Source organism: Gordonia araii NBRC 100433 (assembly GCF_000241265.1).
Lineage (GTDB): Bacteria > Actinomycetota > Actinomycetes > Mycobacteriales > Mycobacteriaceae > Gordonia > Gordonia araii.
Genome location: NZ_BAEE01000082.1, coordinates 50277 through 66481 on the forward strand (window position 1 = coordinate 50277; position 16205 = coordinate 66481).

Annotated in this window: 14 protein-coding genes; 9 read left to right on the forward strand and 5 right to left on the reverse strand. The window is 68.8% G+C overall.

Annotated elements, in window-relative coordinates:
• Positions 1-75: 75 nt before the first annotated feature.
• Positions 76-1329 (forward strand): phosphoribosylamine--glycine ligase, encoded by a 1254-nt coding sequence (gene purD, locus GOARA_RS17345; protein WP_007323736.1) that lies wholly within the window; start codon positions 76-78, stop codon positions 1327-1329.
• A 9-nt stretch (positions 1330-1338) separates the two neighbouring features.
• Here purD and GOARA_RS17350 read toward each other — a convergent pair whose 3' ends face one another.
• Entirely contained in the window at positions 1339-2310 is a 972-nt protein-coding gene (locus GOARA_RS17350; RefSeq protein WP_007323737.1) for an alpha/beta hydrolase, read from the reverse strand.
• Positions 2311-2468: 158 nt separating this feature from the next.
• On the opposite strand from GOARA_RS17350, the gene GOARA_RS17355 reads away from it, so the two are divergent.
• The 4 genes from GOARA_RS17355 to purB all read left to right on the forward strand — a co-directional run bounded on the left by GOARA_RS17355 (position 2469) and on the right by purB (position 6784).
• Positions 2469-4133: an acyl-CoA dehydrogenase family protein gene (locus tag GOARA_RS17355; protein ID WP_007323738.1), complete on the forward strand. Its 1665-nt coding sequence runs from the start codon at positions 2469-2471 to the stop codon at positions 4131-4133.
• Positions 4134-4178: 45 nt separating this feature from the next.
• The gene (locus GOARA_RS17360) at positions 4179-4586 is read left to right on the forward strand and encodes a hypothetical protein (protein ID WP_050947340.1); all 408 of its coding nucleotides are present in this window, start codon (positions 4179-4181) and stop codon (positions 4584-4586) included.
• An 85-nt stretch (positions 4587-4671) separates the two neighbouring features.
• Positions 4672-5346, forward strand: a complete 675-nt coding sequence (locus GOARA_RS17365) for a TetR/AcrR family transcriptional regulator (RefSeq protein ID WP_007323740.1) — start codon at positions 4672-4674, stop codon at positions 5344-5346.
• A gap of 10 nt (positions 5347-5356) precedes the next feature.
• Positions 5357-6784 carry an adenylosuccinate lyase gene (gene purB, locus GOARA_RS17370; RefSeq protein WP_007323741.1) on the forward strand — a complete coding sequence of 476 codons (1428 nt, stop codon included), beginning with the start codon at positions 5357-5359 and terminating at the stop codon, positions 6782-6784.
• A 216-nt stretch (positions 6785-7000) separates the two neighbouring features.
• On the opposite strand, the gene GOARA_RS17375 is transcribed toward purB, so the two are convergent.
• Positions 7001-7861, reverse strand: a complete 861-nt coding sequence (locus GOARA_RS17375; protein WP_007323742.1) for a CHAD domain-containing protein — start codon at positions 7859-7861, stop codon at positions 7001-7003.
• 88 nt (positions 7862-7949) lie between these two features.
• Between GOARA_RS17375 and GOARA_RS17380 the strand changes: the two genes are divergently transcribed.
• From GOARA_RS17380 to GOARA_RS17390, 3 genes are read left to right on the forward strand one after another with little or no spacing between them, the layout of a single operon-like run.
• On the forward strand, positions 7950-8849 hold the full coding sequence (locus GOARA_RS17380; protein ID WP_007323743.1) for a phosphoribosylaminoimidazolesuccinocarboxamide synthase: 900 nt from the start codon (positions 7950-7952) through the stop codon (positions 8847-8849).
• Entirely contained in the window at positions 8846-11029 is a 2184-nt protein-coding gene (locus GOARA_RS17385; RefSeq protein WP_007323744.1) for a S9 family peptidase, read from the forward strand. Before GOARA_RS17380 ends, GOARA_RS17385 begins: the two co-directional genes overlap by 4 nt.
• Positions 11030-11031: 2 nt before the next feature.
• A complete protein-coding gene (locus tag GOARA_RS17390; RefSeq protein WP_007323745.1) occupies positions 11032-11994 on the forward strand; it encodes an NAD(P)H-dependent flavin oxidoreductase in 963 nt (320 codons plus the stop codon).
• A gap of 27 nt (positions 11995-12021) precedes the next feature.
• Here GOARA_RS17390 and GOARA_RS17395 read toward each other — a convergent pair whose 3' ends face one another.
• Positions 12022-12885 (reverse strand): alpha/beta fold hydrolase, encoded by an 864-nt coding sequence (locus tag GOARA_RS17395; protein WP_007323746.1) that lies wholly within the window; start codon positions 12883-12885, stop codon positions 12022-12024.
• Positions 12886-12958: 73 nt separating this feature from the next.
• Between GOARA_RS17395 and GOARA_RS17400 the strand changes: the two genes are divergently transcribed.
• Positions 12959-13543, forward strand: a complete 585-nt coding sequence (locus GOARA_RS17400) for a TetR/AcrR family transcriptional regulator (RefSeq protein WP_007323747.1) — start codon at positions 12959-12961, stop codon at positions 13541-13543.
• On the opposite strand, the gene GOARA_RS17405 is transcribed toward GOARA_RS17400, so the two are convergent.
• Both GOARA_RS17405 and GOARA_RS17410 read right to left on the reverse strand, forming a co-directional pair.
• Positions 13536-14570 carry a fused (3R)-hydroxyacyl-ACP dehydratase subunits HadA/HadB gene (locus GOARA_RS17405; RefSeq protein WP_007323748.1) on the reverse strand — a complete coding sequence of 345 codons (1035 nt, stop codon included), beginning with the start codon at positions 14568-14570 and terminating at the stop codon, positions 13536-13538. The two genes, GOARA_RS17400 and GOARA_RS17405, sit on opposite strands and share 8 nt — an antisense overlap.
• Positions 14571-14610: 40 nt before the next feature.
• Positions 14611-16203: a DHA2 family efflux MFS transporter permease subunit gene (locus GOARA_RS17410; RefSeq protein ID WP_007323749.1), complete on the reverse strand. Its 1593-nt coding sequence runs from the start codon at positions 16201-16203 to the stop codon at positions 14611-14613.
• Positions 16204-16205 lie beyond the last annotated feature (2 nt).

The window sequence follows — 16205 nt, forward strand, 5'->3', positions numbered from 1 at the left end:
TAGCGAGGTCTCCCGACACATCGTCGGCGACGCGGGATGGGCAGTCCGCAACCCGGCCCAGTAAGGTCAGCAGACGTGCGCGTACTCGTCATCGGCTCGGGCGGCCGTGAACACGCCCTGCTCCTCGGACTTGCGGCCGATCCGTCGGTCACCGAACTCTTCGCCGCACCGGGCAACGCCGGGACGGAGGCCATCGCGGCCAGCCACCCGGTCGACATCGCCTCCGGCGAGGCGGTCGCCGCGCTGGCGCGCAAGCTCGACGTCGACCTGGTCGTCATCGGACCCGAGGTGCCCCTGGTGCTCGGTGTCGCCGATGCCCTGCGCGACGCCGGGATCGCCACCTTCGGTCCAGGCGCCGCGGCCGCGCAGATCGAAGGTTCCAAGGCGTTCGCCAAGGAGGTGATGGCCGCCGCGGGCGTGCGCACCGCACACGCCGAGGTCGTCGACAACCCGGCCAATCTCGATGCGGCGCTCGACCGTTTCGGACCGACCTGGGTCGTCAAGGACGACGGTCTCGCCGCCGGCAAGGGCGTCGTCGTCACCACCGACCGGGCCAAAGCGCGCGACCACGCAGCCGAATGCCTGGAATCGGGCCACCCGGTCCTCCTCGAGTCCTTCCTCGACGGGCCGGAGGTGTCGTTGTTCTGCCTGGTCGACGGGGAGACGGTGGTGCCGCTCATTCCCGCGCAGGACCACAAGCGCGTCGGCAACGGCGACACCGGACCCAACACGGGAGGCATGGGTGCGTACACGCCGTTGCCGTGGCTGCCCGACGAGACCGTTGCGCAGATCGTCGAGGAAATCGTGAAGCCGGTCGCGGCCGAACTGGTCGCGCGCGGTACCCCGTTCAACGGCCTGTTGTACGCCGGCCTGGCGATCGGCGCCGACGGTCCGGCCGTCGTCGAGTTCAACGCCCGATTCGGCGACCCGGAGACGCAGGCGGTGCTAGCGCTGCTGAAGTCGCCGCTGGGGCAGGCGCTCTACGCCACGGCGACGGGCGCCCTCGCCGATCTGCCGCCGCTCGAATGGGACGAGGGCGCGGCCGTCACCGTCGTGCTCGCCGCGGAGAACTATCCCGCACGTCCGCGCACCGGCGATGTCATCACCGGTTCGGAGGGGGAGGGGATCCGGCACGCCGGAACCGCGCGCAACAGCGACGGGCAGGTCGTGTCCGCCGGCGGTCGCGTGCTCGCCGTCGTCGGGACGGGTCCCGACCTCGCCGCCGCGCGCGAACAGGCCTATTCGCGGCTCGCCGGCGTCAAGCTGCCCGGCGGGCATTACCGCGACGACATCGGCCAGGCGGCGCTGGAAGGCCGCATCACCGTGTGATGCCGCTGGTCAGCGGGTGAGGTTGCGCCCGAGGAACATCACGTGGTCGGGGAGCACGCTGCGCCAGTAGCGATTGCCGTGGCCGCCAGCCGTTGCGGCGAAGGCGGCGGGCGGATGTAGATCCGCCGCCCACTGGCGGGTGTAGGTAAAGAACTGGTCGCTGGTGCCGATCGTGATCATCAGCGGGATCTTGGCGAAGGCCTTCTGCTGGCCGAACAGCGAATTCGCCTGGTAGTCCTCGAAGGAGTCGAAGGCACGCGGCGGGAAGTTGTGCGGGTCGGCCCAGAGCGCGGGTGAACTCACCGAGATCGCGGCGACCCGGGGCGCTCCGACGAGGGCGCCGAGACGCAGCGCCCCGTAGCCGCCCATCGACCAGCCGTGCAGGCCGATCCGTTCGGTGGACAGGTTGAGTTCGGGGTTGCTCGCGAGCATCGGCAAGAACTCGTCGAGGACCATCGCGCCGGCGTCGGCCCCGGTGACGCGCCGGTGCCAATAGTTCTCGGCGCCGTCGACGGCGGCCAGCGCGAATGGCGGATTGCCCTCGTCGACGTAGGACTGCAGCACGTTCTGCATCTGCAGCTTCCGCCCGAAGATCGAGCGCTCGTTGGTATTGAGCGCGTGCAGCACGACGACGACGGGCAGCTTGCCGTTGACACCGTTCGGCCGTGCCACCGCCCACCGGGTCGGGCGGCCCAGCATCTTCGCGGACACGAAGCTGCCGGTGATGACCGGTGGACCGGGGACCGGCCGGGCGTCCTGGGTCTCCGACGGCAGCACGTCGTCGGCCTGGGCCTGTTCGTCGAGGTCCTGTTCGGCGGCGGCGGGTCTGGTCGCCTCGGACGACGAGCAGGCGGTGATGCCGGCCAGCGCGGCGGCACTCAGGCCGGCGATCAGCGCGTTGCGCCGCGACAGGACGAAGGCGCCGGAGTCGTCGGGCGCGGGGGCGGCCGACGGTTCGGGGAGGGGGGAAGTCGCAGTCATATCGAGATCAAAGAATACGCAGCCTTGCTGACAGCTAGATGAGCACGCGCCGCGCCGGTAAAGAAGTGACAGATGGTGATTGGCGTCGGGTCCCGCGATACCCGCGCCGTAAACTGTGAGCCAAGTCGCAAACATCTCGCCAGGAAGTCAGGTGCGCCGTGAAAGCGAACCATGTGGTCACCAACCAGGTACCCCCGCTCGAGGGAGACGACGTCGCCAACTACCCGCCGATCACCGAGTACCTCGACCGCGTCGGTGCCGGTGATTCGTTGCCGGAGGTACACGAGATCGGCCAGATGGCCGGGTCGGGCGAGTGGATCACCGTCGGCGATCTCGCCGAGGAACACTCGCCGATCCTGGAGACGCACGACCGGTACGGCAACCGCGTCGACCTGGTGCGCTACGACCCGTCGTATCACCGGCTGATGGACACCGCCGTGTCGTACGGCATGGCCGGGCGTCCCTGGGCCGTCGACGATCCGCACGCTCACCTGGTCCGATCCGCCAAGTTCAGCGTGTGGGCCTCGGTCGACGCCGGCCACGGATGCCCGATCTCGATGACCTACGCGGTGGTCCCCGCGCTGCGGCACAATCCGGAGCTGGCCGCGCAGTACGAGCCGGGTCTCACCTCGCTGGTGTACCAGCCCGAACTCTCGGTCCCCACGGCCAAGGCGGGGCTCATCGCGGGCATGTCGATGACCGAGAAGCAGGGCGGTTCGGATGTGCGCGCGAACACGACGACCGCGGTAGCCCAGTCCGACGGCAGCTATCTGATCACCGGGCACAAGTGGTTCACCTCGGCGCCCAACTCGGACCTGTTGCTCGTCCTGGCGCAAACGCCGGGTGCCGGGAGCGGCGCGAGCGGGCCCAACGTAGCGGAGGGATTGTCCTGTTTCTTCGTTCCGCGCATCCTGCCCGACGGTTCGCGCAACAACATCTTCCTGCAGCGCCTGAAGAACAAGCTGGGCAACCACTCGAACGCCAGCAGCGAGGTCGAATACCACGACGCCGTCGGCTGGATGGTCGGCGAGCCGGGCCGTGGCGTGCGCACGATCATCGAAATGGTCAACATGACCAGGCTCGACTGCGCGACCGCCTCGGCCGCTGTCATGCGCAACGGTACGACCGCCGCCGCACATCACGCCGCGTATCGCAGCGCGTTCGGCAAGCGGCTCGTCGACCAGCCGCTCATGGCCAACGTCCTCGCCGATCTGCACACCGAGGCCGAGGCGGCGACCCTCACCGCGCTGTGGCTCGCCGACCTCACCGATCGCGCGCTCCATGACGAGCAGGCCGCCCAGCTGCGCCGGATCAGTCTCGCCGTCAGCAAGTACTTCATCTGCAAACGTGCGCCCATGCATGCCGCGGAGGCGCTCGAATGCCTCGGCGGCAACGGCTACGTCGAGGATTCGCGGATGCCCAAACTGTTCCGCGAGTCACCCCTCATGTCGATCTGGGAGGGGTCGGGCAACGTCGCCGCCCTCGACACGCTCCGTGCCATCGGCCGCGAACCGCAGACTTTGGCCGTCCTGTTCGACGAGTTCGATTCGGCAGCCGGGTCCGACCGGGTCTACGACGACGCCCTGCGAACGTTGAAGGACGCGTTCACCGACCCGGAGTCCCTCGAGTACCGCGCTCGGCACCTCGTCGGACAGATGGCGACGTTGCTCTCCGCGTCGCTGCTGATCCGCCACGGTCATCCGGCGGTGGCCGACGCCTACGTCCGCAGCCGCCTCGACGGGTCGTGGGGTGCGGTGTACGGAACGCTCGGCGACGGCGTCGATACCGCCGCCATCATTGCCCGGGCCACTCCGAAGGTCTGAGTCATCCCGGCTCGCGACACCTCGCGGTGCGTTAGCCTGACTGCCATGTGGGGAAATACGACAACGAGGATTTCGGCGGCCGCTGCGGCGGTGATCGCCGCGGGTGCGCTGGCCGCCGTCGGCGCCACGGAGGCTGCCGCGGTGCCGTCCGGGCGCGTCGACCCGGGCGTCGGCTTCTCGTCGAACGCCTACGGCACCGGCTGCAGCTATTCGATGACCGTTCCGGTCGACTCGTCCGGCAAGGTCACCTTCTGGGAGAAGAAGCCCGGCCGGTTCCCGCCGCTCTACATCGGTACGGCCTACCCGGCCGGTGCCACGGCCGCGGTGACGTGGGTGCCGCAGCGCGAGGGCGTCCGTCAGGTCTACGCGGTCCAGCGCGGCAAGCGATCCAACTACACGATCGCGCGGGTGCACCGCGGTTACGGCGCCGGCGGCTTCTGCTTCGCCCTCTGACGCCTCGCGGATGGCCACTTATGGTCGCCTGAGCGGCTGGTCGAAACCGCCACGGAGCAGCGCGGCGCTTGGCACGATGTCATCCATGGCTGCCGCGACTCCCAAGGGGATGGCACGCCGGCAACTCCTCGCCGAGGCGGCCGGCGCTCTCTTGATGCAGCACGGCCAGGACGCCGTGCGGCACCGGGCGGTGGCCGAGCGTGCGGGGTTGCCGCTCGCGTCGACGACCTACTACTTCAACTCTCTCGACGATTTGCTCGCCGCCGCCGTCGAGTACACGTGCGAAGTCGACGCGCGGGAGATGACCGATCGCTGCGCCGCACTGCCGGAGCGGTCCCGAGGGGCGCGCGACACCGCCGCTGCGCTCGCGCAGGTGTTCGTCGGCGACGGGTCGTCGGAGCGCCTGGCCGCCCGCTACGAACTGTTCGTGCTGGCGGCCCGCCACCCGGAGCTGGCGAGCATGATCAACCAGCGCCAGCACCAGGTCGAGAAGATCGCCGCGGAGGTCCTGGCGAAGTCGGCGCGACACAGCGCCCCCGGCGGCGTGCACAAGCTCATCGCGTTCGAGAACGGCGCGCTGCTGGAGTCGATCTCGGTCGACGCCGAGCGGCGTGCGGATCCGGTCGGGGCCATTACCGATGCGATCGTCGACGTCGTGGACATGTTCGCACCGGCCTTGGCCGACGGCGGCTTCGCGTCGGCGCTCGGCGACGACGGGCTCGCGGGCCCACCGCCGCTGGGCAGGGACTCCGGCCACTAAACTGGGCGACGTGGGAAAACCCGAGATCGCCAATGTCCTCGCCGGTCGCTACGCGTCGGCAGAGCTCGCCGACATCTGGTCGCCGCGCACCAAGATCGCCGCCGAGCGCCAACTGTGGATCGCGGTGATGGCGGCACAGCGCGAGCTGGGCATCGACATCCCCGATGGCGTCATCGAAGACTACGAGCGGGTCGTCGACGAGATCGACCTCGATTCGATCGCCGACCGGGAGAAGGTCACCCGTCACGACGTGAAGGCGCGCATCGAGGAATTCAACGCGCTCGCCGGCCACGAGCACATCCACAAGGGGATGACCAGCCGCGACCTCACCGAGAACGTCGAGCAGTTGCAGATCCTGCAGTCGCTGCGCCACGTCCACGCGCACGGCGTCGCCATGCTGGCCCGGATCACCGATCGCGCGGTCCAGTACTCGTCCCTCGTCATGGCCGGCCGCAGCCACAACGTCGCCGCCCAGGCCACGACGCTGGGCAAGCGCTTCGCCAGCGCCGCCGACGAACTGATGATCGCGCTGCAGCGCCTAGAGGAACTCGTCGCGCGCTATCCGCTGCGCGGCATCAAGGGGCCGATGGGAACCGCCCAGGACATGCTCGACCTGCTCGACGGGGACGCGGGCAAGCTGTCGCGGCTCGAAGACCTCGTCGCCGGTCACCTCGGCTTCTCGTCGTCGTTGACCTCGGTGGGCCAGATCTACCCGCGCTCGCTGGACCACGACGTGGTGTCGGCGCTGGTGCAGACCGCGGCGGCGCCGTCGTCGCTGGCGACCACGATCCGGCTGATGGCCGGCCACGAACTGGTGACCGAGGGCTTCCAGCCGGGTCAGGTCGGTTCTTCTGCGATGCCGCACAAGATGAATACCCGCAGCTGTGAACGGGTCAACGGACTCGCCGTCGTACTGCGCGGATACGGGTCGATGGCCGCCGAACTGGCCGGCGCCCAGTGGAACGAGGGCGACGTGTTCTGCTCGGTGGTGCGTCGCGTCGCGCTGCCCGACGCTTTCTTCGCCATCGACGGGCTGATGGAGACCTTCCTGACCGTGCTCGCCGAGTTCGGCGCCTATCCGGCGGTGATCAACAACGAGCTGGACCGGTACCTGCCGTTCCTCGCGACGACGAAGGTGCTCATGGCCTCGGTCCGCGCCGGCGTCGGGCGGGAGACCGCGCACGAGGCGATCAAGGAGAACGCCGTGGCCGTCGCACTGGCCATGCGCGAACAGGGAGCCGCGCCCGATCTGCTCGACCGTCTCGCCGCCGACGAGCGAATCCCGCTGGATCGTGCCGGGCTCGACGAGGCGCTGGCGGACAAGACGGCCTTCATCGGTGCGGCGCAGGCGCAGGTGGCCGACGTCGTCGCGGCGGCCGAGAAAGTCGTCGCCCGGTACCCGGAGGCCGCGAAGTACGTCCCCGCCCCGATCCTTTAGAAGCCCGCGGCGTTCCCAAACGCCGACCGTGCCCACATTCCCGCCGACCGTGCCCACATTCCCGCCGACCGTGCCCACATTCCCGCCGACCGTGCCCACATTCCCGCTGACCGTGCCCACATTCCCGCCGACCGTGCCCAGTTGACGCAGGTGAGGTGCCCACTGGGCGCAGGTGGGGTGCCCAGTCGGCGGGGGTGAGGTGCCCAGTCGGCGAATTCAAGCGAGTCGAGAAGCTAGTTCGTCGAGCACGCGCCCGGCGTCGGCGATCGTCTGGAGCTCGCGGCGCAGGACAGCGTCCAGTGCGGGCTTGGCGGGGTCGTCGGCGGCATCGGCGAGTTCGGCGACGAAGCGCTGTGCGACGGTGGCGTCCTGCTGCTCGCCGAGCGCGTCTTGGAGCGCGGTGCGCTGCTCGATGAGCAGTCTGCCCGGTTCACCGAGGACCGGAAGGGCGAGTTCCGCCGCGTACCGGTGGCGCTTACCGGCCTTGCGTGCGGCGTGTGCGCGCTCGGGCCCATCGGCGCTTCCCTCGGCAGCGGCGCGAACCGCGAGGCCGATTCGCTCGCGCAGGATCCGGTCGGCGGCGTCGACGTACGCCACGACCGTGTCGGCCGGACGGCCGGCCCGCTTGCGCAAAGGAGGAGTCTCGGTCCAGTCATCGAGCAGCGAGCGCAGACGCGCGTATCGGGGCGAGCCCAACGCCGCACCCACATGCACCCAGGCCGTCCGCGACCGTGCGGCGGCCTCATCGTCCAGCAATGCGGCGGCCGCGACGGCGGATTCGCGTTCGGCGACGTCGTCCAGGGCCGCAGCGAGCCTGCGCGACTGGACGTCGAGGTCGCGCACCTCGCCCAGCACCGACCCGAACCATCGCAACTCGGCGCCGAGCACGTCGGCGGCGGACCGCTTGTATACGTCGAAGGTGCGCAAGGTCGAACGCAACCGGCGGACCGCCACTCTGGCGGGGTGGACGGCCTCGAGCCGTCCGTCGAGAAGCCGCGGCTCCGCGTCGAGCAGCACGGCGATCTGCGCGTCGACGTAACGACCGACGATCTCGGCGAGCGTCCTTGGTGCACCCACGGCTCGAAGATACGTCCGGCGGCCGGTTGCGGCCACCCGACGAGGACCGGCCACGGTCCCGTCTCGGGCGGGCACTACGCTCGACGCTATGCGTCCTGACCTGGATTCCTACGCGCTCATCGCGTCGGGCAAAGTCCGCGACATCTATCGAATCGACGAGCAGACGCTGCTCATGGTCACCTCGGATCGGATCAGCGCCTACGACTTCGTGCTCTCGACGCCGATCCCCGACAAGGGGCGCGTCCTCACCGCCACCAGCTTCTTCTGGTTCTCCCACCTGGGGGTGCCCAACCACCTCGCCGGCGGACCCGTCGACGAGCGGATCCCGGCATCGGTCCTGGGCCGGTCCATGGTCGTGCGCGACCTGCCGATGGTCGCCGTCGAATGCGTCGCCCGCGGCTACCTGACCGGATCGGGGCTGCTCGACTACCAGGCCACCGGCGCCGTCTGCGGCATCGAACTCCCCGCGGGACTCGGCGAGGCGAGCCGGCTGCCCGAGCCGATCTTCACCCCCGCCTCGAAGGCCGACCTCGGCGACCACGACGAGAACATCACCTACGACCAAGTCGTCGACCTGGTCGGCGCGGACCTGGCCGCCGACCTCAAAGCGGCGACTCTCGACATCTACGGCCGCGGCGCCGAGCTGGCCGCCGAGCGCGGAATCATCCTGGCCGACACCAAGTTCGAATTCGGGCGGGACGCCGACGGCTCTCTCGTCCTCGCCGACGAGGTGCTCACCCCCGACTCCTCGCGCTACTGGGACGCCGCAACGTATGTCGCGGGAAAGGTTCAGCCGTCCTTCGACAAGCAGATCGTCCGCAACTGGCTGACCGGCGAGGAATCCGGTTGGGACCGGCACGGCTCGGATGCGCCGCCTCCGCTGCCCGACGAGGTCGTCGCCCGCACCCGGGCCCGCTACATCGAGGCCTACGAAAGACTGTCCGGACAGCGTTTCGACGAGTGGCCCGGCGCTGAGGAGGCGATGTGAGCGAGCAGCCGATCACCCCGCCGGTCGCCAAGAAGGTTCCCGTCGAACGGACCCATCACGGCGATACCGTCATCGATCCCTACACCTGGATGGCCGACAAGACCGACCCCGAGGTCATCGCCTTCCTCGAGGGGCAGAACGAGTTCGTCAAAGCGCAGACAGCGCAACTGAAACCGTTGCAGGACACCATCTTCAACGAGATCAAGTCCCGCGTGCAGGAGACCGACATGTCGGTGCCGACGCGCAGCGGCGACTACTGGTACTTCGCCCGCACCGAGGAGGGCAAGCAGTACGGGATCTCGGCCCGGTGCCCGGTGCGGACTCCCGACGATTGGGAGCCGCCCAAGATCGACCCCGACCAGAAGCTCCCGGGCGAGCAGATCGTCCTCGACGCCAACGTCGAGGCGCACGGACACGAGTTCTTCAGCCTCGGCGGGGTATCGGTCAGCGAAGACGGCGTGTGGCTGGCCTTCGGCATCGACACCAAGGGCGACGAGCGCTACACCTTGCGCTTCCGGAACCTCGACACCGGTGAGGAACTCGCCGAAACCATCTCCGACACGACCGGAGGCGCCGTCTGGTCGCGAGATGCGCGGTACGTCTTCTACCAAACGGTCGACGACGCCTGGCGCCCCGACACCGTGTGGCGGCGCGAACTCGGCAGCGGCACACCCGACGTCAAGGTCTTCCACGAACCCGACGAGGGCTTCTGGGTCGGCATGGGCGCGACGCGCAGCCGCGAGTACCTGTTCATCGGCGTCGGATCGAAGACGACGTCCGAGGTTTACGCGATCCCCACCGCGGATCCGACGGCCGAGCCGGTCAGCCTCGGTCCGCGCGTGCCCGGCGTCGAGTACGAGGTCGACCACGCGATCATCAGCGGTGAGGGGTACTTCCTGTTCACCCACAACGGGCCGGCCCCGGACGGGGCGAAGCAGCAGAACTACGCCGTCGACATCGCTCCGGTCGCCGACCCGTCGCAGCGCACCGTGTTCATCGCCCACGATCCGGCGCGCCGCGTCGAGGACGTCGAGGCCTTCGCCGACTACCTGGTGCTCAGCTATCGCGCGGACGCTCTGCCGCGCGTCGCGATCGCCGATCTGCGCCAGATCGACGGGATGCCCACCGTCGACGATTTCGTCGAACTGCGCTTCGATCAGCCGTTGTGCTCGGCCGGTGCGGCGGGCAATCCCGAATGGGAGGCGCCCCGCCTGCGCATCGGTTACACGAGTTTCATCGAGCCGACCGAACTGATCGAACTCGACGTCGCGACGGGCGAACGCACACTGCTCAAACGCCAGATCGTGCTGGGCGGATACTCGCCCGACGACTACGAGCAGGAGCGCGGGTGGGCCACGGCCGACGACGGGACGCGCATCCCGGTGTCGATCGTGCAGCGCAAGGGCGTCGACCGAAGCGGCCCGTCGCCGACGCTGCTCTACGGCTACGGCTCCTACGAGCACAGCATCGATCCGTCCTTCTCGGTCTCGCGGCTCTCGCTGCTGGACCGCGGCGTCGTCTTCGCCGTCGCCCACGTGCGCGGCGGAGGCGAGATGGGCCGTCACTGGTACGAGGACGGCAAGGAACTGGCCAAGCGCAACACCTTCACGGACTTCATCGCCGTGGCACGGCATCTCATCGACAGCGGGGTGACGGACTCGACGCACCTGGTGGCCGAAGGCGGTTCGGCCGGCGGGTTGCTGATGGGCGCGGTCGCCAACTCGGCGCCCGAATTGTTCAACGGGATCGTCGCCGCGGTTCCGTTCGTCGACGCACTCAACTCGATCCTCGATCCCAGCCTGCCGCTGACGGTGATCGAGTGGGAGGAGTGGGGTAATCCGCTCGCGGATCCCACCGTCTACGAGTACATGAAGTCCTACACGCCGTACGAGAACGTGCGGACGGTCGACTACCCGGCCATCCTGGCGCTCAATTCCCTCAACGACACCCGCGTGCTGCACACCGAGGCGGCCAAATGGGCTGCCCGACTGCAGGATTCGACGACGGGCGATGCCCCGATCCTCTTGAAGACGGAGATGTCGGCGGGGCACGGCGGCGTCAGCGGGCGGTACAAGCAGTGGGAGCAGGCCGCCTTCGAGCTGGCGTGGATCCTGCAACAGGCGGGCGCCCCGTTCGAGCCGCTCGCTACCGCCGTCGGGACGTCGACCGAGGGAGCGTGACCATGACCGGACTCGACGAGATCCTCGATGCGTTGCGCGTCCCCGTCGTCGGTGCACCGATGGCCGGAGCCGCCGGCGGTCGACTGGCGTCGGCGATTTCCGCCGGCGGGGGGCTGGGGCTGGTGGGCGTCGGCAACACCGCCACCGTCGAACAGGTGCGTTCCGAATGCGAGATCGCCGCACGGTCGGGCGAGCGATTCGGCGCCGGCCTGATGTGCTGGTCGCTTCCGCAGAACCCGGCCCTGCTCGACGTCGTGCTGGAGTTCGAGCCGGTGTTGCTCAGCCTGAGTTTCGGCGATCCTCGGCCCTATCTGCCGAAGGTCCGCGAGACGGGAGCCGCGGTCGTCGCGCAGGTCGGGACGCGGACCGAGGCGCTCGACGCGCTCGACGCCGGTGTCGACGGCCTGGTGGTCCGCGGGTCCGAGGGCGGCGGACACGGTCGGGGAGTGGTCTCGACGTTGCCGTTGCTGCAGCAGATTCTGGACCTGACCGACCGCCCGGTCCTCGTCGGAGGCGGCGTTGCCACGGCGCGCGGTCTGGCCGCGGTGCTCGCGGCGGGTGCGGCTGCCGGCTGGGTCGGTACCCCGTTCGCCGCCTGCGAGGAGAGCTTGTTCCGGCCGGAGCTCAAGGAGGCGGTGATCGAGGCGGACACCGACCAGACGGTCTACACGCGTGCCTTCGACATCGCGCAGCGCTTCGACTGGCCGACGATCTACGGCGGCCGCGCGCTGGCGAACGCCTTCACCGACGAGTGGGCCGAACGCACCGATGCGCTGGAAACTGCGGTGACCGAGGACTTCACCGCGCGGATGAAGCAAGCCCGCGTCGACGCGGACGTCTCGCTGGCACCGGTGTACGCCGGTGAGTCGGCCGGTCTGGTCGACCGGCCCCGCACCGCAGCCGAGGTACTCGCGGCCTTCGAGCCTTTTCGCGAGCACCTGCGGTCCGCGCAGCGCTGGCTCTGACTTCTGCCGGCGCCAGCACGCCGCCGCTCAGTGCGGCGCGTCGGTGCGCGGCCGGGCGGACGCGAATTCGCGCAGCGCGGTGGCGAACCGTTCGGGTTGATCCTCGCCGATCAGCGTCCGTGAATCGTCGACGAGGACGAGCCGGGCGTCGGGGAAGAGGTCGACGAGGCGGTGGGCGTGCTCGACCGGGAACATCGCGTCGTCGACGGCCCAGACGACCAGGACGGGACGCTCGAACGACCCCAGTCGCGCCGACCAGTCCAGGAGCGTCTTGCGGGGCGGGGACCCGATCGAGAACTTGCGCAGGTCGCGGCGGATCTCCGCGCTGCGCGTGGCCGGCGCGAACCAGTCGTCGAGGACGTCGTCGGGGATGCGGCCCTTGGTCAAGATGCCGTATCCGCGGTCGCCGTGCCGGAATGCCGCGGTACCCATCAGCCGCATAAACAGCCGAGTGCCGCCGGGCAGCCGGCACAGCGCGACCGCCGGCCGTGCCGGTTTGGGCGGAAAGTTATCGAAGGCTTCGCAGGAGGCCAGGACCAGGCGTCCGACGCGCTCGGCCCGCCCCTCGGTGATGATGAACTGACCGCCGCCCCAGTCGTTGAGCACCAACGTCACGTCGGTCAGGTCGAGCGCTTCGAGGAAGTCGGCGACGATGTTGGCGACCCCGTTCTGGGTGAGATCGGCGTCGCTGTTCATGGGCTGTCGATGGGCGCCCAGCGGCCAGGTTGGCGTGATGCACCGGAACTCGTCCAGCAGCGGAATCACCTTGCGCCACTGTGTCTCGTTCATCAGCAGGCCGTGCCCGAACACCAGGACCGGTCGCCGGTCGTCGGCCCCCGTTCCGGTGTCGATGTAGTCGATAGGGCCGGCGGGCAGTGCGACACGCTCCATGATGACCTCGCTAGATAGATCGTTCTAGTTAGAGTGACGGTACGCTTGGTGTGTATTCGACGCAAGGAGTGCCATGGCGACCGATACGCGCGAGCGCATCATCGAATCGACGGCCGAGCTGTACCGGCGCCAGGGGATGACCGCGACCGGGCTCAAGCAGATCGCCGCGGCGGCGAACGCGCCCTTCGGCTCGATCTACCATCACTTCCCGGGCGGGAAGGAGCAGATCAGCGAGGAGGTGATCCGGGCCGAGGGGATCCGGTACAGCGCCATGGTCGGTCCTCAGCTGGCGGCGGTGGACGATCTCGTCGCGGGAATCCCGGACCTCTTCGCGGCGGCCGCGGCGCAGCTGGAGTCCATGGACTACACCGAGGCGTGCTCGATCGAAACCATCGCGCTGGAGGTCGCCAGCACCAACGAGCGCCTCCGGGTGGCCACGGCCACGGTTTTCACGGGGTGGATCGCCGAGCTCACCGGATGGTTCGCTCAGACGGGGCTGCCCGATACCGCCTGCCGTCGTCTCGCCCTGGGGTTCCTGACGAGCCTGGAAGGCGCGTTCGTGCTGTGCCGCAGCCTCCGCTCGACCGAGCCGATGACCGCCGCCGGAGTGGCGGTGCAGGCGATGACGCGTGCCGAGCTGGAACGGGCGTTCAGCTGAAACGGATGTTGAGCGTCGCCATCCCGAAGATCTTCTTGCCCGCCGACTTCGCGGTCAGGATCACCACGCCGCTGCGGGTCTCCGGGTCGAGCGACTTGATGCGTCCACCGAATTCGATATCGCCGCGACCGTCGGCCGGGACGATCGCCGGCGACGACAGCCGCACCGAGTACTTGGTGACGGCACCCGGGTCGCCGGACCAGTCGGCGACGACACCGGCGCCGAGGCCCATGGTGAGCATGCCGTGGGCGATCACGTCGGGCAGTCCGGCCAGCTTGGCGCAGGTTTCGTCCCAGTGGATCGGGTTCGCGTCACCGGCCACGCCGGCGTAGTTGACGAGGTCGCCGCGCGACAGGTGGGTGTGATGCACCGGGATCTCGTCGCCGACCGACAGCTCGTCGAAGTTGCGGCTGCCCGGCGTGCGGGTGAGCCCCTGCTGGGCTATGGTCCGCTCGCCCGCCGTGCGCTCGGTCTTCACGTAGCGCTCGGCGGCCTCCTCCGTCGAGAAGATGTCGACGTCGTGCATCATCACCTTCGAGACCGCCTGGGTGATGTTGGGATCGACCTCGTCTGCGGTCACCCCGACGACCGTGGTGTGCATCGTGTGCACCGTCTCGCCGCTCTTCACATCGAGGAAGGTGTTGGTGATCGTGATGAGGTCGCGGCCGGCGATCCGCCGCACCGACGACAGCTCGACGTCGACGAGCAGTTCATCGCCCTGGACGATCGGCCGGTGCTGCTCGAACACCTGCTCGGTCTGGACGTAGGTCTCATACCCGACGACGACCTCTTCGAGCAGCTTCCGGTTGGCCGCCATCGCGCCGATCGAAGTGAACGTCAGCGGCGTGATCAGCCCCGAGTACCCGAGCTTCTCCGCGGCCTCGGGCTCCCAGTGCACAGGGTGGTAGTCCTGCACCGCGCGGGCGTACTCGCGGATCTTCTCGCGGCCCACCTGGTAGGTGCTTTCCGCTTCGTAGTAGTGGCCTACCCGCGACATGATCGCGGGCTCCTGGGCTGCCGTCGTCATCGATACTCCATGTGTTCGGTTCCAGGTGATTCTAGTCCCGTCAGTGCACGCCGATGTGCGCGGGCTGATCCATCTCCTCCTCCACCAGAGGGGATTCGATCTTCTTCCGGGGCAGGAAGAAGGCCGGGATCAGGGTGCACGCGACCAGCACGGTGGCGACGAGGTACGGCGTGTGGAAGGCCTGGGCGGCGGCGGCGAACCACGACTCCTCCGGCAGCGTGCCCGGCGCCCGCTCGAACCGCTGGAGCAGGAACGGGTACAGGTGCTGCGAGGCTTCCTTGGTGTTCTCGTCGCGGTGGAACTGGATCGCGAGCTGTCCGTCTTCGGTCTTGGACAGTGCGGTGAACAGGAGCACCGAGATGATCGCGGTACCGACCGAGGTGGACGACTGCTGGACGACGTTCATCAGCGTCGACCCGTCCGGGACCTCTTTGTTCCGCAGCGTGGCCAGAGCCGACGACATGATCGGCATCATGGTCATACCCATGCCCATGCCCTGGATCAGCAGCGCGCCGCCGATCAGCCAATAGGAGGTGGTGTTGTCGAACTGGGTCCATGCCGCGACGCCGAGGGTGATGAGGACCAAGCCGGTGAGCACGAACTTGCCCGGCCCCATCTTGTCGGTGAGTCGTCCGGCGACCGGCATGGTCAGCATGGCACCGATGCCCTGAGGCGCGAGCATGAGACCGGCCATCAGGGTCGACTCCCCGCGCACGCCGATGAAGAACTGCGGGTAGAGCAGGGCGCTGCCGAAGAAGGCGGTCAGGAAGATCACCATCGTGAGGACGGCGACGGCCAATGTCCGGTTGCGGAAGAGTCGCAGGTCGAGCAGCGGCTTGTCGGTCCGCAGGGCGTGGCGAACGAAGGCGGCCATCATCGCGAGGCCGACGACCGCGGGCACGACGACCTTCGCGGTGAGGAAGGTGCCGTGGGAGATCTGCGCTTCGCCGGCGCTGGAGACGCCGTACAGGAACAGGGCGAGGCCCGGTGAGAGCAGGAGCAGTCCGACGTAGTCGATGGTCGGCTTCTCGCCGGTCTGGTCGTCTTTGAGCACCAGCCAGGCGTACACGAGGGCGATGATCCCGATCGGGACGTTGATCAGGAAGATCCAGTGCCACGAGGCGATCTGGATGAGCCAGCCGCCGAGGATCGGGCCGAAGATCGGGCCCAGCAGCATGGGAATGCCGAGCACGGCCATCACCGAACCGATGCGTGCCGGTCCGGCGGCTTTGGTGAGGATCATCATGCCGACGGGCATCAACAGCCCGCCGCCGAGGCCCTGAACCGCGCGGAAGGCGATGAGCGAGCCGATGTTCCAGGCCAGCGCGCACAGCACCGAGCCGATGAGGAACAGGACGATCGAGGCCAGATAGACCTTCTTGGTGCCGAATCTGGTGGCTGCCCATGAGGCCAGCGGGATGACCGTGGCGAGCGCCAGCGTGTAGGCGGTCATCGACCAGGCGGCACCGGCCTGGTCGGTCTTCAATTCGGTCTGGAAGGTGTCCTGTGCGACCGACACGACGGTGATGTCGAGGATCGACATGATCGAGCCGAGCACCACGACACCGGCGACGATCAGCACATGCCGATCGAGCTTGGTGTCCGGTGCCTTGGCGGCTGCGGAGGAGGTCATCG